A 14,679-nucleotide genomic window follows, 5' to 3' on the forward strand; every position below is an offset into this window, starting at 1 on the left:
TGGGTTTGACTTCCGTTTACCGGCCCCGGTAAATCCTCCCACCGTCCCCCGTGCCGGTCAACTCGACCTGGGATAGCGTGGAGCGGTGACTGACGCCCCGATCGCCGCCCGCCGTCCGACGTTCCGCACGCACCACGGGGACACCGTGGAAGACCCCTACGAATGGCTGCGCGAGAAGGACTCCCCCGAGGTCATCGCTCATCTCGAGGCCGAGAACGCCCACACCGAGGCCGAGACCGCCCACCTGGCCGGACTGCGCGAGACCCTGTTCCAGGAGATCAAGGGCCGCGTGCAGGAGACGGATCTGTCGGTGCCGACCCGCCGCGGCGACTGGTGGTACTACAGCCGCACCGAGGAGGGCGCGCAGTACGCGATCCACTGCCGCGCGGCCGCGGAACCCGACGACTGGACTCCCCCGCGCCTGGAGCCCGGCGTCCCGGTGCCCGGCGAGGTCGTGCTGCTGGACGGCAACGCCGAGGCGGAGGGCCACGAGTTCTTCTCGCTCGGAGCCTTCGACACCACGGATGACGCGACGAAGCTCCTGTGGTCCACCGACTTCGAGGGCGACGAGCTCTACACCGTGCGCGTACGCGATCTCGCGACGGGCACCACGCTCGACGACGAGATCCCGAACACCGGCAGCGCCTTCTTCACCCCCGACGGCACGGGGGTGCTCTACACCACGCGCGACGAGGCCTGGCGCCCGGACACCCTGTGGCTGCACCGCCTCGGCACCCCCGTCGCAGACGACGTGCGGCTGTTCCACGAACCCGACGAGAAGTTCTGGCTCGGCGCCGGGATCACCCGCAGCCGCCGGTACCTCGTGATCGCGGTCGGGTCGAGCATCACGAGCGAGGAGCGCCTGGTCGACCTGTCCGGCGACATCACCGCGGAGCCGCAGCTGGTGTGGCCGCGTCGCGAGGGTGTGGAGTACTCGCTGGAGCACGCCGTGGTCGACGGCGAGGACCGACTGCTGATCCTGCACAACGACGGCGCCCTGGACTTCGAGCTCGTGTCGGTGACCGTCGCGGACCCGCAGGGCGAGCGACGCGTGATCCTCCCCCACGAGCCGGGACGGCGACTCCTCGGGGTCGATGCGTTCCGGGACTTCGCCACCGTGGAGTACCGCAGCGAGGGGCTCGAACGGGTCGGCCTGCTCGACTACGCGACCGATGCGGTCGAGGAGCTCCGCTTCGACGAGCCGCTCTACTCCGCCGGCGTGAGCGGCAACCCCGAGTGGCACGCCCCCTTCCTCCGGCTCGGCTACACCTCCTTCGTGACGCCAGGCACTGTGTACGAGCTCGAACTCGCCACGCGCGAGCTCGTGCTGCGCAAGCAGGTGGCCGTCCTGGGCGGCTATGAGCCCTCCGCCTACGGCCAGCGCCGCGAGTGGGCGACCGCGGAAGACGGCACCCGCGTGCCGATCTCGCTCGTCTGGAAGCGGTCGTTCGGGGAGCCTGGTGCCGAGGCGCGCCCCGTGCACCTGTACGGCTACGGCTCGTACGAGCACTCGATCGACCCGGGGTTCTCCGTGGCGCGGCTGTCGGAGCTCGACCGCGGCGTGGTCTTCGCGGTCGCCCACGTGCGCGGCGGCGGCGAGATGGGACGGCAGTGGTACGAGGAGGGGAAGCTGCTGCACAAGCGCAACACCTTCACGGACTTCGTCGCGTGCGCACGGCACCTGGTCGCGGAGGGCACGACGACGCCCGCGCAGCTGGTCGCCGAGGGCGGCAGTGCGGGCGGCCTGCTGATGGGCGCGGTCGCGAACCTGGCCCCCGAGCTGTTCGCCGGAGTGCTCGCCGGGGTGCCGTTCGTCGACGCCCTGACCACGATCCTCGACCCGTCGCTTCCCCTCACCGTGATCGAGTGGGACGAGTGGGGCGACCCGCTGCACGACGCAGAGGTGTACGCCTACATGAAGTCGTACACGCCGTACGAGAACGTGCGCGAGGGTGTGCACTACCCGCGGATCCTCGCCGTGACATCACTCAACGACACGCGAGTGCTGTACGTCGAGCCGGCCAAGTGGGTGGCCCGGCTCCGCGAGGCCGGGGCGACCGACGTGCTCCTCAAGTGCGAGATGGTCGCCGGGCACGGGGGCGTGAGCGGGCGCTACAACTCCTGGCGTGAGCGCGCGTTCGAGCTCGCCTGGCTGCTCGACACGCTCGGCCTCGCCGACGCCTGAGCCGCGGCGGGTCAGCCGAACAGCGCGGCGGCCTCGTCGTAGCGGTAGCGCGGCACCGTGTTCAGCTCGCCCAGCGCATCCGCGAAGGGCACGCGCACGATGTCGGTGCCCTGCATCGCCACCATCTGGCCCCAGGCGCCGTCGACGATCGCGTCGGCGGCGTGCAGGCCCAGGCGCGTGGCCAGCACGCGGTCGAACGCCGAGGGCGAGCCGCCGCGCTGGATGTGCCCCAGGATCGTGGCGCGGGTCTCGATGCCGGTGATCCGCTCGATCTCCGGGGCCAGCAGGTCGCCGATCCCGCCGAGGCGCGGGCGGTTGAAGGCGTCGAGGCCCTTGTCGCTGTAGGCCTCCTCCATGCCCGTGAGCGTGAAGCCCTCCGACACCACGACCAGCGGAGCGCGGCCGCGGTCGTGTGCCCGCGTGACCAGCTCGGTGATCTCGTCGATGGACATGGGGACCTCGGGGATGCAGATCACGTGGGCACCGGCGGCCATGCCGGCGTGCAGCGCGATCCAGCCGACGTGACGGCCCATGACCTCGGCGACCATGCACCGCTGGTGAGAGTCGCCGGTCGTCCGCAGACGGTCCATGGCGTCGGTCGCGATGTTCACCGCGGTGTCGAAACCGAACGAGTAGTCGGTGGCGCGCAGGTCGTTGTCGATCGTCTTCGGGACGCCGAGCACCTTGATGCCGTCCTTCGCGAGCCGGTCGGCCGCGGCCAGGGTGCCCTCGCCGCCGATCGCCACGATGCCGTCGATCTTGTGACCGTAGAGCGTCTTGGCGATGTTCTCGGCGCCGCCGCGCTCACCCTCGTACGGGTTGGTGCGGCTCGTGCCGAGGATCGTGCCGCCCACCTTCGACAGACCCTTCACCTCGTGCCGGGTGAGGGGCATGAAGTCGCCCTCGACGACCCCGCGCCAGCCGTCGCGGATGCCGACGAACTCCAGGTCGTAGGTGGTGGTGCCCTTGAGCACGATGCCGCGGATGACCGCGTTGAGTCCGGGGCAGTCGCCGCCGCTCGTCAGGATGCCGATCTTCATGCTGCTGCCTTCGGAGGTTCGAGTGTCGGGAGGGGGAAAGGCGACGGTGCCTGGGATCGACCCTAGCGGCACGCCGCCCTCCGCCGCCATTCGGACGCGTCGAAAAACCAGGATCTTGACGCGTCCGACCCGCGGAATCCGCGAACTTTGAGATCGAAGCCCGATCCGAGGCGAATCCGGCGTTAAGAACTCGCGTTCTTAGCGGAGGCTCAGCTCCCGCCGAGGGCCTCGCGCAGCAGGTGCATGAGGGCCGCCAGCTGCACCGACTCGCTCGCCGCCTCCTCGGTCGCCTCGCCGTCCAGCGCCCTGGCCGCGAGGCCCTGCTTCTGGTCGATGAGCTCCGCGATCTTGGTGTCGATCGTGTGCGCGGCGATGATGCGCCACGCCGTCACCGGCTCGTCCTGCCCGATGCGGTGCACGCGGTCGATGGCCTGCGTCTGCTCGGCCGCCGTCCACGAGAGCTCGGCGAGCACGACGTTCGACGCGGCCTGGAGGTTGAGCCCCACACCGGCAGCCGTCAGCGAGCACACCGCGATGCCCACGTCCGGGTCGCCGTTGAAGTCGTCGATCGCCTGCTGACGCACGGTCGTGGTCTGATCGCCGCGGATCGACACCGCGCGGATGCCCGCGGCGGCGAAGTGCGCCTCCGCCTGGTCCATGACGTCGATGTGCTTCGCGAAGAACACGACCTTGCCGACCGACCGCTGCAGCTGCGCCGCGTAGTCGGCCGCGAGCGGTGCCTTGGCCTGACCGATGCGGCGCACCATCGTGAAGACGTTGTCGCCTCCGGTGCCCGCGGCCTTCGACTCCTCGAGCTCGTTCTGAGCGACCAGGCGCACGATGTCGTCGTCGATCTCGCCGGGAAGGAGCCCGCGATCGCCCCGTGCCTCGATGATGCGGCGGTAGCGCGCGGCCAGCCGCTCCCCCAGCTCGCGCTCGGCCTGACGGATGCTGCGTCCGAACTCGTCGTCGAGCTGCACCGGCAGATCTGCGACGAGCTTGTCCGGGAGGTCGGCCGCGACGTCCTTCTTCTTGCGGCGCACGATACCCATCGAGATCACCGCGTCCCGCGCTTCGGGATAGAACGCCTTGTCGGCGGGCGTGAACCCGGTCGCGTCGAGCTTCTCCATGAGCGCCGGTCCCGGCTTCTCGCCGTTCGTCCACCCGAGGAAGCGCCAGATGGCGTCGAAGTCCTCGACGTCGTTGATCAGCGGGGTACCCGTGAGCGCGAGCATCAGCGGGTCGTGTCCCGGCGTGCGCTCACGCACCTGCGCGGCCAGCGACAGCACGTTCTGGGAGCGCTGCGACGACAGGTTCTTGATGAAGTGCGCCTCGTCGACGACCATGCCCCGCAGACCGATGGTCGCGAGCCACGACAGGTGACGATCGAGGATCTCGTAGTTGACGATGAACACGTCGGCGAACGCGTCGATGTCGTCGCCGTCGCCCTGGATGACGGTCGCGCGGCGCTGCGGCGTCCACCGCTCCACCTCGCGCGCCCAGTTCATCTTCACCACGTTCGGCACCACGGCGAGCAGCGGGTAGGCGCCTGCGACGGATGCCGCCAGCACCGACTGCGCGGTCTTGCCCAGACCCGGCTCATCCGCGAGCAGGAAGCTGCGGTGCCCCGCGCGCACCGCCTCGAGGAAGCGCGACTGGTGCACCATCACGTCGAGGCCCTTGGGCGACACGTGGTCGAACTCGGGCGCGGGCGGAAGCTCCATCGAGGCTGCCGCACCGCCGGCGCCGGTCTCGAACGCCTTGTACAGCGGCCCCATCAGCTCCCAGCCGTCGAGGCGGCGCCGGGGCGTGCTGGTCGGGCGCGGCGTGAGGTCGGGCGCGAGGAAGGGGTTGGCGAGCTGTCGCGACTCCACGGACGGCGGCGTCACCTGACGTTCGGCGATCGCGGCCGGCACCACGGGGGCCTGCACGGGCGCCTGGTCCGCGATGATGAGCTCCTCGGGCGGCAGCTCGGCGCCCGACTCCAGCAGCCAGTCGCGGCGCATGCGCTTGGCGACGGGCGACGTGGCCTGGTCGGCCTCCAGCAGCTGGATGAGCGAGGTGTCGCGCGCGGCCGTCTTGGCGAGGATCGTGGCGACGCCGTCCAGACGCTTGAGCAGCTCGGTGCGTGCGGCGTCGGTGATCTCGGTGTCGGCCTTGACCCGCGCGCGCTCCTCACGCACCAGGAACGCGATGACCTGGAACTTCGTGCGGTTCGTCGGGCCCAGCTTGCCGCGCTGGGACTTCGCCTCGATCTCGCGCACCTTGCGCGCGAGGATCGGGATGAGGGGTGCCTCGTCGTCGCGACGGGACGTCTTCTTGCGCCGCGTGGCGGCGGTTGCCGTGGTCGGCATGCTCCTCCTGAGCCTGAAGGGCCCGGCGCCCCCAGGGAGCCGATGGCCGTTCTCGTCGTCCGCGTGTGGCGTGAGCCAGGACCGTGCGGACCGTGGATCGTCTCCCTCCGGCGCTCACGGCGGTGCGCGGGTCGGCGGGAGCCTGCTCCCATTCTATGTCATCGGGCCGACCGCCCGCGGAACCGCGCGCCGGAATCGCGGTGCAGCGGTCAGGACTCCACGCCGAGGATCGCCGCAGCCTGCGCCACATCGGCCGCCATCTGCGACATGAGCTTCTCGATGCCCTCGAACGCCACCATGCCGCGCAGCCGCTCCACGAACTCCACCGTCACGTCGTGCCCGTACAGGTCGAGCCCCGTCTCCCCCAGCACGTGCGCCTCGACCTGGCGGACCAGCACGTCGTCGAACGTGGGGTTCGTGCCGACGGAGATCGCGGACGGATGCCGGATGCCGGTGTCGTGGTCGACCAGCCAGCCGGCGTAGATGCCGTCCGCGGGGACGAACGCGTCGACGATGGTCGAGAGGTTGGCGGTGGGGAACCCCAGCTCGCGGCCGCGCTTGAGGCCGTGCACGACCTCGCCGCGCACATCGGGAGAGCGCCCCAGCACCCGCGCGGCGCCCGCGACGTCGCCGTCCACGAGCAGCTCGCGGATCCAGCTCGACGACACGCGCCGCGACGACCCCTCGAGGTACACGTCCTCGACCACCTCGACCGTGAAGCCGTAGCGGGGGCCCAGCTCGCGCAGCAGCTCGGGTGTGCCTGCCCCGCGATGCCCGAACCGGAAGTCCGCGCCGACGAACACGGTCGACACCTGCAGCGCGCCCACCAGGATGTCCACCACGAAGTCCTCCGCCGAGCGGGCGGCGAGCTCCTCGTCGAAGGTGAGCATCAGGGTCGCGTCGAGGCCCAGCTCGCCGAGCAGCTCGAGCTTGCGCTCCACCGTGACGACGTTCTCGGGGCACCGGTCGGGGCGCAGGACCGCGAGCGGGTTGCGGTCGAAGGTGACGGCGACCGCCCGGCTCCCCGTGGCGGCCGCGGTGTCCTTCAGCCGCTGGATCACGGCGCGGTGCCCTCGATGCACCCCGTCGAACTTGCCGATGGCGACCGCGCTGGGTCCGAAGCCGTCCGGCACCTCCTCCGGACTGCGGAACACGATCACGCGACGGCCTCCACCGGGCGTTCCACCGCGACGGGGCGGTGCGTGCGCAGCCACCAGATGCCGAAGACGGGAAGCACCAGCGGCACGAAGAGGTAGCCGCGGCCGAACAGCGACCACACGGTCTCGTGCTGGAACAGCGCCGGAAGCAGGATGCTCAGCACCCCGACGACGAGAACGCCGGTGAGCTCGAACACGATCGCGACCCACGCCACGGTGTACCACCCGCGACGCCGGGCGAAGATCAGCGCCAGTGTCGCGAGGATGTAGACGAGCGCGGCGACGGCGGACAGCGTGTACGCGAGCGGCGCCTCATCGAACCGGCGCACGATCTGCACGAAGCTGCGCCCCGTGGCAGCCAGCGCCATGACGGCGTAGACGATCACGAGGACACGACCGATTCCGGTCATCCGGGTGGAGGGGGCGGTGGAGCTCATAGCGCATTCCATCCTAGAGCCGCGGCGGGACGCCGGACTCCGCGGGGCTCCCGCCGTCAGGCGACCTGGACGGTCCAGATGGCCTGCATGCGCCACAGCATGACCGCGATCGCGAGCGCCGCGACGCCCAGCACGACCGTGCTCCAGCGGCTGCGCTCCATCAGGGCCCACAGCACGGCGCCGATCGGCAGCAGCACGGCGGAGACCAGATACACCCAGTACTCGAGGAGATCGCCCGTGGGCGGGTTCCCCGCGAGCGGGGCGACGATCGCGACGACGACCTGCCCGATCAGCAGCAGCTCGACGAGTGCGAGCGCGCCGACCGAGAAGTCGCTCGGCCGGCGCCCCGCGAGACCGGCCACCAGGCAGAAGACGCCGGCGGCGACCGCCACCGCGATCTGCACGATCGTGAACCACAGGATCATCGGACGGCCTCCGGCATGTTCATGGCGCTCTTGATGTCGGCGCCGCGTCTCTCGACGATGCCGACCAGCACGTCGTCCTGATCGATCGCCGCGACGAGGGCGCCGGAGAGTCGATCGGCCTGGCCCACCAGGCGTTTCCCGTGCCGCAGGTCCCTCGCCTCCTCCGCCGAGACCGCGAGCACCGGGAGGATGCGGGACGCCGCCTGCGCCGGGGTCAGCGTCGGCGCGCCCTCCAGCTCGTCGACGCCCACCGCGTCCGCCGCGTCGAAGGGGCCGACCCTGGTCCGCCGCAGGGCCGTCAGATGGCCCCCGACCCCGAGCGCGGCACCGAGGTCGCGGGCCAGGGAGCGGATATAGGTGCCGGACGAGCAGTCCACGATCACGTCCAGGTCGATGTGGTCCTCGCCGCGACGGCTGGCGAGCACGTCGAACCGGCTGACGGAGACCTCGCGGGCCGCGAGCACGACCTCCTCCCCCGCGCGCACCCGGTCGTAGGCGCGACGTCCGTCGACCTTGATGGCCGACACCGCGCTGGGCACCTGGGAGATCTCCCCCGTCAGCGCGGCGACGCCGGCAGCGATCGCGTCGTCGGTGACGGTCGACCACGCCGCAGACTCGGCGACCGTGAGCGTGTCACCCTCGGCGTCGTCCGTGGTCGTGGTGGCGCCGAGCCGGATCGTGGCCAGGTAGGTCTTGTCGGCACCCACGACGTAGGTGAGCAGCCGCGTCGCACCCTCGATGCCGATCACCAGCAGCCCGGTCGCCATCGGGTCGAGCGTGCCGGCGTGACCCACCTTGCGGGTGCCGAAGGCCCGCCGCGTGCGGGCGACCACGTCGTGACTGGTGAGCCCGCCGGGCTTGTCGACGAGGAGGATGCCGGAGGGGACCATCCCTCCAGCCTACCGACGCGTGGTGCGCCGTCCGTGCGTCAGCCGCGCACCTCGTACGACGGCTCCGTGCCTCGGCCCGGTCGTCCCGATCCCGCTCGCCTAGGCTGGCGGGGTGCCCGTTCCGCCGTCTTCCCCCACGACGATGCCGAACCTGACGTCATGGTATCGATCGGCCGCCCGCGACCTGCCGTGGCGGCGCCGCGAGTTCCACGACGGCTTCGGCGCCTGGGGCGTGCTGGTCAGCGAGTTCATGCTGCAGCAGACCCCCGCCACCCGGGTCATCCCGCATCTGGACGCCTGGCTGACGCGGTGGCCGACCCCCGCGGCGATGGCCGAGGCGACGACCGCCGAGGTCGTGCAGCAGTGGGCCAACCTCGGCTACCCGCGCCGTGCCCTGTGGCTCCACCGCGCCGCGATCGAGGTCGTCGAGCGGCACGGAGGTGTCGTGCCGCGTGACGTCGACGCGCTCCTGGCACTCTCCGGCATCGGCGACTACACGGCACGAGCGGTCGCGGTGTTCTCGTACGGTGATCGGCACCCGGTCGTCGACACCAACACCCGACGCGTGCTGGCCAGGGCGGTCGAGGGGCGCGCACACCCGGCGCCGCCGTCCCGGCGCGACCTCGCCCTCATGGACGCGCTGCTGCCGGACGACGACGTCGAGGCCGCGCTCTTCAACGCGGCGACCATGGAGCTGGGCGCCACGATCTGCACGGCTCGGGCACCGCGCTGCGAGGTGTGCCCGATCGCCGAGCAGTGCGCCTGGCTGGCGGCCGGTCGACCGGACACCGGCGACGCTCGACGCCGCCAGGCCGCCTACGAGGGATCGGACCGTCAGGCCCGCGGCGCGGTGCTGCGCCTCCTCCGCGACGCCGCCCCCGACGCCATCCCCCTGGCCGCGGTGATCCCGGAGTGGCCCGACGCCCGACAGCGCGACCGGGCGATCGACTCCCTCATCGCGGACGGCCTCGCCGAGACCGACGGCGAAGGGCTCACGCTCCCCCGGTGACCCCGGATCAGAGGTGACGCTCGGTGCGGTGGGCGAGAGCCGTGAGCTCGACACGGTTGCGCACCTCCAGCTTCGCGAACACGCGCCCGAGGTGCACCTCCACGGTCCGCACCGACACGCTCAGCTCTCGACCGATCTCGCGGTTGCCGGCGCCACGAACGGCCAGCATCGCGACGTCGAGCTCACGGGCGGTGAGCCGCCGCCTCCACACGCTGCGGCACACCGAGAGCCGCTCCGGCGCGGGGACGAGCTGCGCCGCCGTCGTGTCGAGCCGATCGATCCTGTCCCTGGCCGCCCGCGCCCACGCGTCCGCACCCGCCGCCTCGAACAGCCGCTCCGCCCGCTGCAGGTGCATCCGTGCGGCGAGATGGTCGTCACGGACCGCGTGCTGCAGCCCCAGCACGAGCTCGACGCGCGCCCGCGCGAACGGGGAGCGCAGCGTGCGCGCCGTCTCCCGCACGTCGTCCCGCTCCGACGGCCAGCTCCCCGTCGACGCGGCCAGGAGGCGCACCCGGAGGTCGCGTGCCGCCGCGAGGTCCGGAGGTGTCACGGGCCCGGACGCCGCGCGCTGCACCTGCGCCGCGACAGCCACCTCCTCGAGCCCGGGAACACCGAGCACCGGCTCCGGAGCCCCGCCGTCGCGCCAGAGCTCCACCGCCGCCCCCGCCGCGTCCACCGCGCCCGCCAGGAAGGCCTCGATCCCGCGGTCGACCAACCCGTCGACGCCTCCCCCCACCGGAAGCACGGCCGTGAGGGCGTGGGCGACCGGTCCGATCTCCCCCCGCACGGCGAGATCGAGCCGCCGCGCGAGGACGACCCCCAGTCCCGCGAACGGAAGCGCGACCGGGAGCTCGACCGCGGCGCGGAGCAGCCGCTCCCGCGCCGCGCCGATGTCACCACGCCACACCAGCAGCAGCGTCTCGGCCACCGCCCGATAGGCGCGCACGAGCGGACTGCGCTCGAGCCCCGGCACCAGATGGTCCGGTGCGAGATCGGCCAGGGGCGAGTCGTCGCGCAGCAGGCGCAGCCCCTGCTCGATGTCACCGCGAGCCGCGAGTCGGAGCGCCCGGAGCAGGGTTCCGCACAGCGGCCCCTCACCCTCTCCGACGCCGACCTCGCTGTCCCCCGCAAGAAGCCAGCACAGGGCGACGACGGGCTCCCGCAGCTCGGTCTCGGCCCCGACGACCGCGGCTCCCTCGCGCACCGCGTCGAGCCACAGGCGCATCGGGGCCCGGTCTCCTCGTTCCGCGCACAGCAGCGCCGCGAGCCCGGCCGCTCTCGTCCAGTCGCGCCACGCCGCCCGACCCTTCGCGCTCCGCGGTCGGAACAGCGCGGGATCGACATCCGGCACCGCGCCCAGCACGAACGTCTGCGCCACCAGCAGTCCCCCGAGCGCCCGTCCCCGGAGCCGCGCCGACGCGCGGGGATACAGGCTGCCGAGATCGTGCACGGCATCCCCGGCGAGCCCCGCGCCGACGGCCGCGAGTCCGGCGAGCAGCATCGCCCCGTCCCGCCGGTGGCCCGACACGTGCGCCGCGGCCTCCCGGGCGAGAGCCAGCGCGCGCTCCTCCCGTCCGGCGCCGAGCAGTCTCCGCGCCGCACCGACCAGCGTCCGTGCGGCCGCAGGGTCGCCGGTCAACGACGCGCGCGCCCGATGCCACGCCGCTGCGTCCTCATCGCCGAGGGCCGCGTGCAGTCCCGCCAGCCGGGAATGCACCTCCGCCGTCCGCGCCGAGGTCGACAGCGCCTGAATCCACACCGAGTGACGCGGGTCGGACAGTCGCACCCGGCCCGCATGGATCACGAGCAGTGCGCCGACCGGGGAGGCCGCCAGCTCCCGCGCCGACCGGCCGTCGAACGCGACCAGGGTGCCGAGGTCGTCGCCGCTGCGCAGTGTCTGCGCGAGCAGCAGCGTGCGGTCACGCTCCGAGAGCTCGAGCTCCGCGAAGGCACGCTCGACCGCGGGCGTCAGGGGCAGGGGTGAGGGCAGCGCGCGCCGTCCCAGCCGCTGGTCCGGCGTCAGCCGCTCCGCGACCTCGACGACGCTCGGCGGATCGGCGGCGAGACGCGCGGCCAGTCGCGCCACCACGTGCGGCGCGCAGACCAGTTCGCGCGCGAGAAGATCGCGGAGCAGCAGCTCCACGATCGCGGGCGCGACGACACCGCCGTCGCTCGATACCGTCGCTGGAATGCCGATCCCCCAGGTCCATCGGATGTCATCCCCGCGGACCCGAGGGTATCAAACGGATCAGTCCTCGTCGTCGACCGAGCGGTACGGGTCGGCGTCGCCGGCCGGGGAGGCAGAGGAGGCGAGCTTCGCGACCTCGGCGTCCCGCTCCTGCGCCTCACGCAGCAGCGCCGTGATGTGATCGGCGTTCTCCGGGAGCGCGTCCGGGATGAACTCGAGCGTCGGCACGAGACGCGTGCTCAGCTGTCGGCCGACCTCGCTGCGCAGCATGCCCGTCGCCGAGGTCAGGGCGGCACCGCTCGCGATGCGCTCCTCCTCCGAGCCGAGGACCGTGTAGAACACCGAGGCGTGCTGCAGGTCTCCGCTCACGCGGACATCGGTGATGGTCACGAACCCGAGGCGCGGGTCGCGCAGACCCTTCTCGAGACGCTCGGCGAGGATCACACGGATGCGGTCCGCGAGTCGTGCCTGTCGTTCGCCTGCCATAGCTCTTTCCCTTCAGAGGCCTTCGGGCGGGGACGCGTCAGCATCCCCGCCCGAAGGTATCGAACCCGATCAGCCGCGAGGCTTCTCGACCATCTCGGTGGTCTCGATCTCGTCGCCGATCTGGATGTCGTTGTACTTGCCGAGGCCGATACCGGCTTCGTAGTCGGTGCGCACCTCGGTGACGTCGTCCTTGAACCGGCGCAGCGACTCGATGGCCAGGCCATCGGCGATGACGACGCCGTCGCGGATGACACGGGCCTTCGCGTTGCGCGTGATCGTTCCCGACCGCACGATGACACCGGCGATGTTGCCGAACTTCGAGGAGCGGAACACCTCGCGGATCTCGGCGACACCCGACTGGACCTCTTCGTACTCCGGCTTGAGCATGCCCTTGAGCGAGCTCTCGATCTCGTCGATCGCATTGTAGATGACGGAGTAGAAGCGGATGTCCACGCCCTCACGGGAGGCGCGCTCGCGCGCCTTCGTGTCGGGGCGGACGTTGAAGCCCACGATGATCGCGTTGTCGATCGTCGCCAGGTTCACGTCGGACTCGGTGATCGCACCGACACCGCGATGGATGATGCGCAGCTGCACCGAGTCGTCGACCTCGATCTTGAGGAGCGACTCCTCCAGCGCCTCGACGGCACCGGAGACGTCACCCTTGATGATGAGGTTGAGCGACTCGACCTTGCCCTCTTCCAGAGCACGGGTGAAGTCCTCGAGCGAGATGCGCTTGCGGGCCTTGGCCAGCTGGGCGTTGCGCTCGACCGCTTCACGCTTCTCGGCGATCTGACGGGCCATGCGGTCTTCCTCGGTGACGATGAAGACGTCGCCGGCGCGGGGCACGGAGTTGAGTCCCTGCACCTGGACCGGGCGAGACGGCGCGGCCGCCTCGACGGTCTCGCCGTTCTCGTCGATCATCGCGCGCACGCGGCCGTAGGCGGTACCCGCCACGATCGCGTCACCGACCCGCAGGGTTCCGGACTGGATCAGCACCGTCGCGACCGAACCGCGGCCCTTGTCGAGCTTCGCCTCGATGGCGACACCGCGAGCGGCCTTGTTCGGGTTGGCGGTGAGGTCGAGACCGGCGTCCGCGGTGAGCAGCACGGCGTCCAGGAGGTCCTGGATGCCGGTGTTCGCGCGAGCCGACACGTCGACGAACATCACGTCGCCGCCGTACTCCTCGGCCACCAGACCGTATTCGGTCAGCTGCTGACGCACCTTGGCCGGGTTGGCCTCGGGCTTGTCGACCTTGTTGACCGCGACCACGATCGGCACGTTCGCCGCCTGGGCGTGGTTCAGGGCCTCCACCGTCTGCGGCATGATGCCGTCGTCGGCCGCGACCACGAGGATCGCGAGGTCGGTCACCTGGGCACCACGGGCACGCATGGCGGTGAACGCCTCGTGACCCGGGGTGTCGATGAAGGTGATGGCCCGCTCGATGCCCTCGTGCTCGGTCCAGACCTGGTACGCACCGATGTGCTGGGTGATGCCGCCGGCCTCGCCCTCGATGACGTTCGTCTGACGGATCGCGTCGAGAAGGCGCGTCTTACCGTGGTCGACGTGACCCATGACGGTGACGACCGGGGGACGGATCTCGAGGTCGTCCTCGCTCTCCTCCGCCAGCTCCTTCTCGAGGTCGAGACCGAAGCCCTCGAGGAGCTCCTTGTCCTCGTCCTCGGGCGAGACCATCTGGACCTTGTAGCCCAGCTCCTCACCCAGGACCTCGAACGTGGCCTCATCCAGCGACTCGGTGGCCGTGGCCATCTCGCCGAGGTTGAAGAGGATCGTCACGAGCGTGCCCGGCTGCACGGTGTAGCCGGTCAGTGCCTCGATCTTGTCGGCGAAGTCCGCGATGGACGCACCGCGGCGCATGCGGATCGTCTCGCCGTTGCCGCGCGTGACGTTGACGCCGCCGACGACCGGGGCGCTCCGCATTTCGAACTCTTGCCGCTTCGCCCGCCGCGACTTGCGCTGCTTGCTCTTGCCGCCGCCCTTACCGAAGGCACCGGCCGTGCCGCCACCGGGGCCGCGACCGCGACCGCCGCCGCCACCGGGACGACCGGCGAAGCCACCACCGGGACGGGGGCCCGCACCGGGACCGCCACCGGCGCCACCCGGACGACCGGGACCGCCCGTGCGCTGCTGGAACGGAGCACCGGGACGACCGCCCTGGCCGCCACGAGGCGCACCCGGACGGGGCGAACCCGGACGGGGCGCTCCGGGACGAGGAGCACCGGGACGCGGCGCCTGCGGACGCGGGATGTTGCCGGGGGTCGGCCGCTGTCCCATGCCCTGCGCCGAGGCGAAGGGGTTGTTGCCGGGACGGGGACCGGCGGGGCGCTGCCCCATGCCCTGCGCCGACGAGAAGGGGTTGTTGCCGGGGCGCGGCGCACCGGGCTTCGGGGCGTTGCCGTCACCCGACGACGGGGCGGCCGGCGCCGGAGCGGACGGCTTGGCCGGAGCCGCGGGAGCCGGAGCCTTCTCCGCCGGAGCCTGTGCGGCGGA

General features: G+C 71.7%; 11 protein-coding genes. 2 read left to right on the plus strand and 9 right to left on the minus strand.

Features of this window, described 5'->3' with window-relative positions:
- Nucleotides 1-85 precede the first annotated feature (85 nt).
- A complete protein-coding gene (locus tag DW297_RS18265; protein ID WP_136035090.1) occupies nt 86-2,185 on the plus strand; it encodes a S9 family peptidase in 2,100 nt (699 codons plus the stop codon).
- A gap of 11 nt (nt 2,186-2,196) precedes the next feature.
- Here DW297_RS18265 and DW297_RS18270 read toward each other — a convergent pair whose 3' ends face one another.
- From DW297_RS18270 to truB, 6 genes are all read right to left on the minus strand, one after another.
- Nucleotides 2,197-3,225 carry a 6-phosphofructokinase gene (locus tag DW297_RS18270; protein ID WP_136035092.1) on the minus strand — a complete coding sequence of 343 codons (1,029 nt, stop codon included), beginning with the start codon at nt 3,223-3,225 and terminating at the stop codon, nt 2,197-2,199.
- 209 nt (nt 3,226-3,434) lie between these two features.
- Nucleotides 3,435-5,579 (minus strand): DEAD/DEAH box helicase, encoded by a 2,145-nt coding sequence (locus DW297_RS18275; protein ID WP_136035094.1) that lies wholly within the window; start codon nt 5,577-5,579, stop codon nt 3,435-3,437.
- A gap of 209 nt (nt 5,580-5,788) precedes the next feature.
- Entirely contained in the window at nt 5,789-6,739 is a 951-nt protein-coding gene (locus tag DW297_RS18280; RefSeq protein WP_136035096.1) for a bifunctional riboflavin kinase/FAD synthetase, read from the minus strand.
- Nucleotides 6,736-7,173, minus strand: a complete 438-nt coding sequence (locus DW297_RS18285) for a hypothetical protein (protein ID WP_205812769.1) — start codon at nt 7,171-7,173, stop codon at nt 6,736-6,738. Before DW297_RS18285 ends, DW297_RS18280 begins: the two co-directional genes overlap by 4 nt.
- A gap of 56 nt (nt 7,174-7,229) precedes the next feature.
- Entirely contained in the window at nt 7,230-7,598 is a 369-nt protein-coding gene (locus DW297_RS18290) for a hypothetical protein (RefSeq protein WP_136035100.1), read from the minus strand.
- Nucleotides 7,595-8,488, minus strand: a complete 894-nt coding sequence (gene truB, locus DW297_RS18295; protein WP_136035102.1) for a tRNA pseudouridine(55) synthase TruB — start codon at nt 8,486-8,488, stop codon at nt 7,595-7,597. The genes DW297_RS18290 and truB overlap by 4 nt, the downstream gene beginning before the upstream one ends.
- A gap of 142 nt (nt 8,489-8,630) precedes the next feature.
- On the opposite strand from truB, the gene DW297_RS18300 reads away from it, so the two are divergent.
- Nucleotides 8,631-9,497 carry an A/G-specific adenine glycosylase gene (locus tag DW297_RS18300; RefSeq protein WP_136035118.1) on the plus strand — a complete coding sequence of 289 codons (867 nt, stop codon included), beginning with the start codon at nt 8,631-8,633 and terminating at the stop codon, nt 9,495-9,497.
- A gap of 7 nt (nt 9,498-9,504) precedes the next feature.
- On the opposite strand, the gene DW297_RS18305 is transcribed toward DW297_RS18300, so the two are convergent.
- The 3 genes from DW297_RS18305 to infB form a co-directional block, all read right to left on the minus strand.
- The gene (locus DW297_RS18305; RefSeq protein ID WP_136035104.1) at nt 9,505-11,640 is read right to left on the minus strand and encodes a helix-turn-helix domain-containing protein; all 2,136 of its coding nucleotides are present in this window, start codon (nt 11,638-11,640) and stop codon (nt 9,505-9,507) included.
- Nucleotides 11,641-11,745: 105 nt separating this feature from the next.
- Nucleotides 11,746-12,171, minus strand: a complete 426-nt coding sequence (rbfA, locus tag DW297_RS18310) for a 30S ribosome-binding factor RbfA (protein WP_136035107.1) — start codon at nt 12,169-12,171, stop codon at nt 11,746-11,748.
- A gap of 69 nt (nt 12,172-12,240) precedes the next feature.
- Nucleotides 12,241-14,679 (minus strand): translation initiation factor IF-2 (gene infB, locus DW297_RS18315; RefSeq protein ID WP_136035109.1); only part of this gene is annotated, 2,439 nt, incomplete at its 5' end.

Source organism: Microbacterium sp. PF5 (assembly GCF_004794315.1).
Classification (GTDB): Bacteria; Actinomycetota; Actinomycetes; order Actinomycetales; family Microbacteriaceae; genus Microbacterium; species Microbacterium sufflavum.

Excerpts from the sequence above, each read along its gene's own strand:
- DW297_RS18285 (WP_205812769.1), bottom strand. The coding sequence starts at position 7,173 with ATGAGCTCCACCGCCCCCTCCACCCGGATGACCGGAATCGGTCGTGTC.
- DW297_RS18290 (WP_136035100.1), bottom strand. The coding sequence starts at position 7,598 with ATGATCCTGTGGTTCACGATCGTGCAGATCGCGGTGGCGGTCGCCGCC.
- DW297_RS18270 (WP_136035092.1), bottom strand. The coding sequence starts at position 3,225 with ATGAAGATCGGCATCCTGACGAGCGGCGGCGACTGCCCCGGACTCAAC.
- truB (WP_136035102.1), bottom strand. The coding sequence starts at position 8,488 with ATGGTCCCCTCCGGCATCCTCCTCGTCGACAAGCCCGGCGGGCTCACC.
- rbfA (WP_136035107.1), bottom strand. The coding sequence starts at position 12,171 with ATGGCAGGCGAACGACAGGCACGACTCGCGGACCGCATCCGTGTGATC.
- DW297_RS18300 (WP_136035118.1), top strand. The coding sequence starts at position 8,631 with ATGCCGAACCTGACGTCATGGTATCGATCGGCCGCCCGCGACCTGCCG.
- DW297_RS18275 (WP_136035094.1), bottom strand. The coding sequence starts at position 5,579 with ATGCCGACCACGGCAACCGCCGCCACGCGGCGCAAGAAGACGTCCCGT.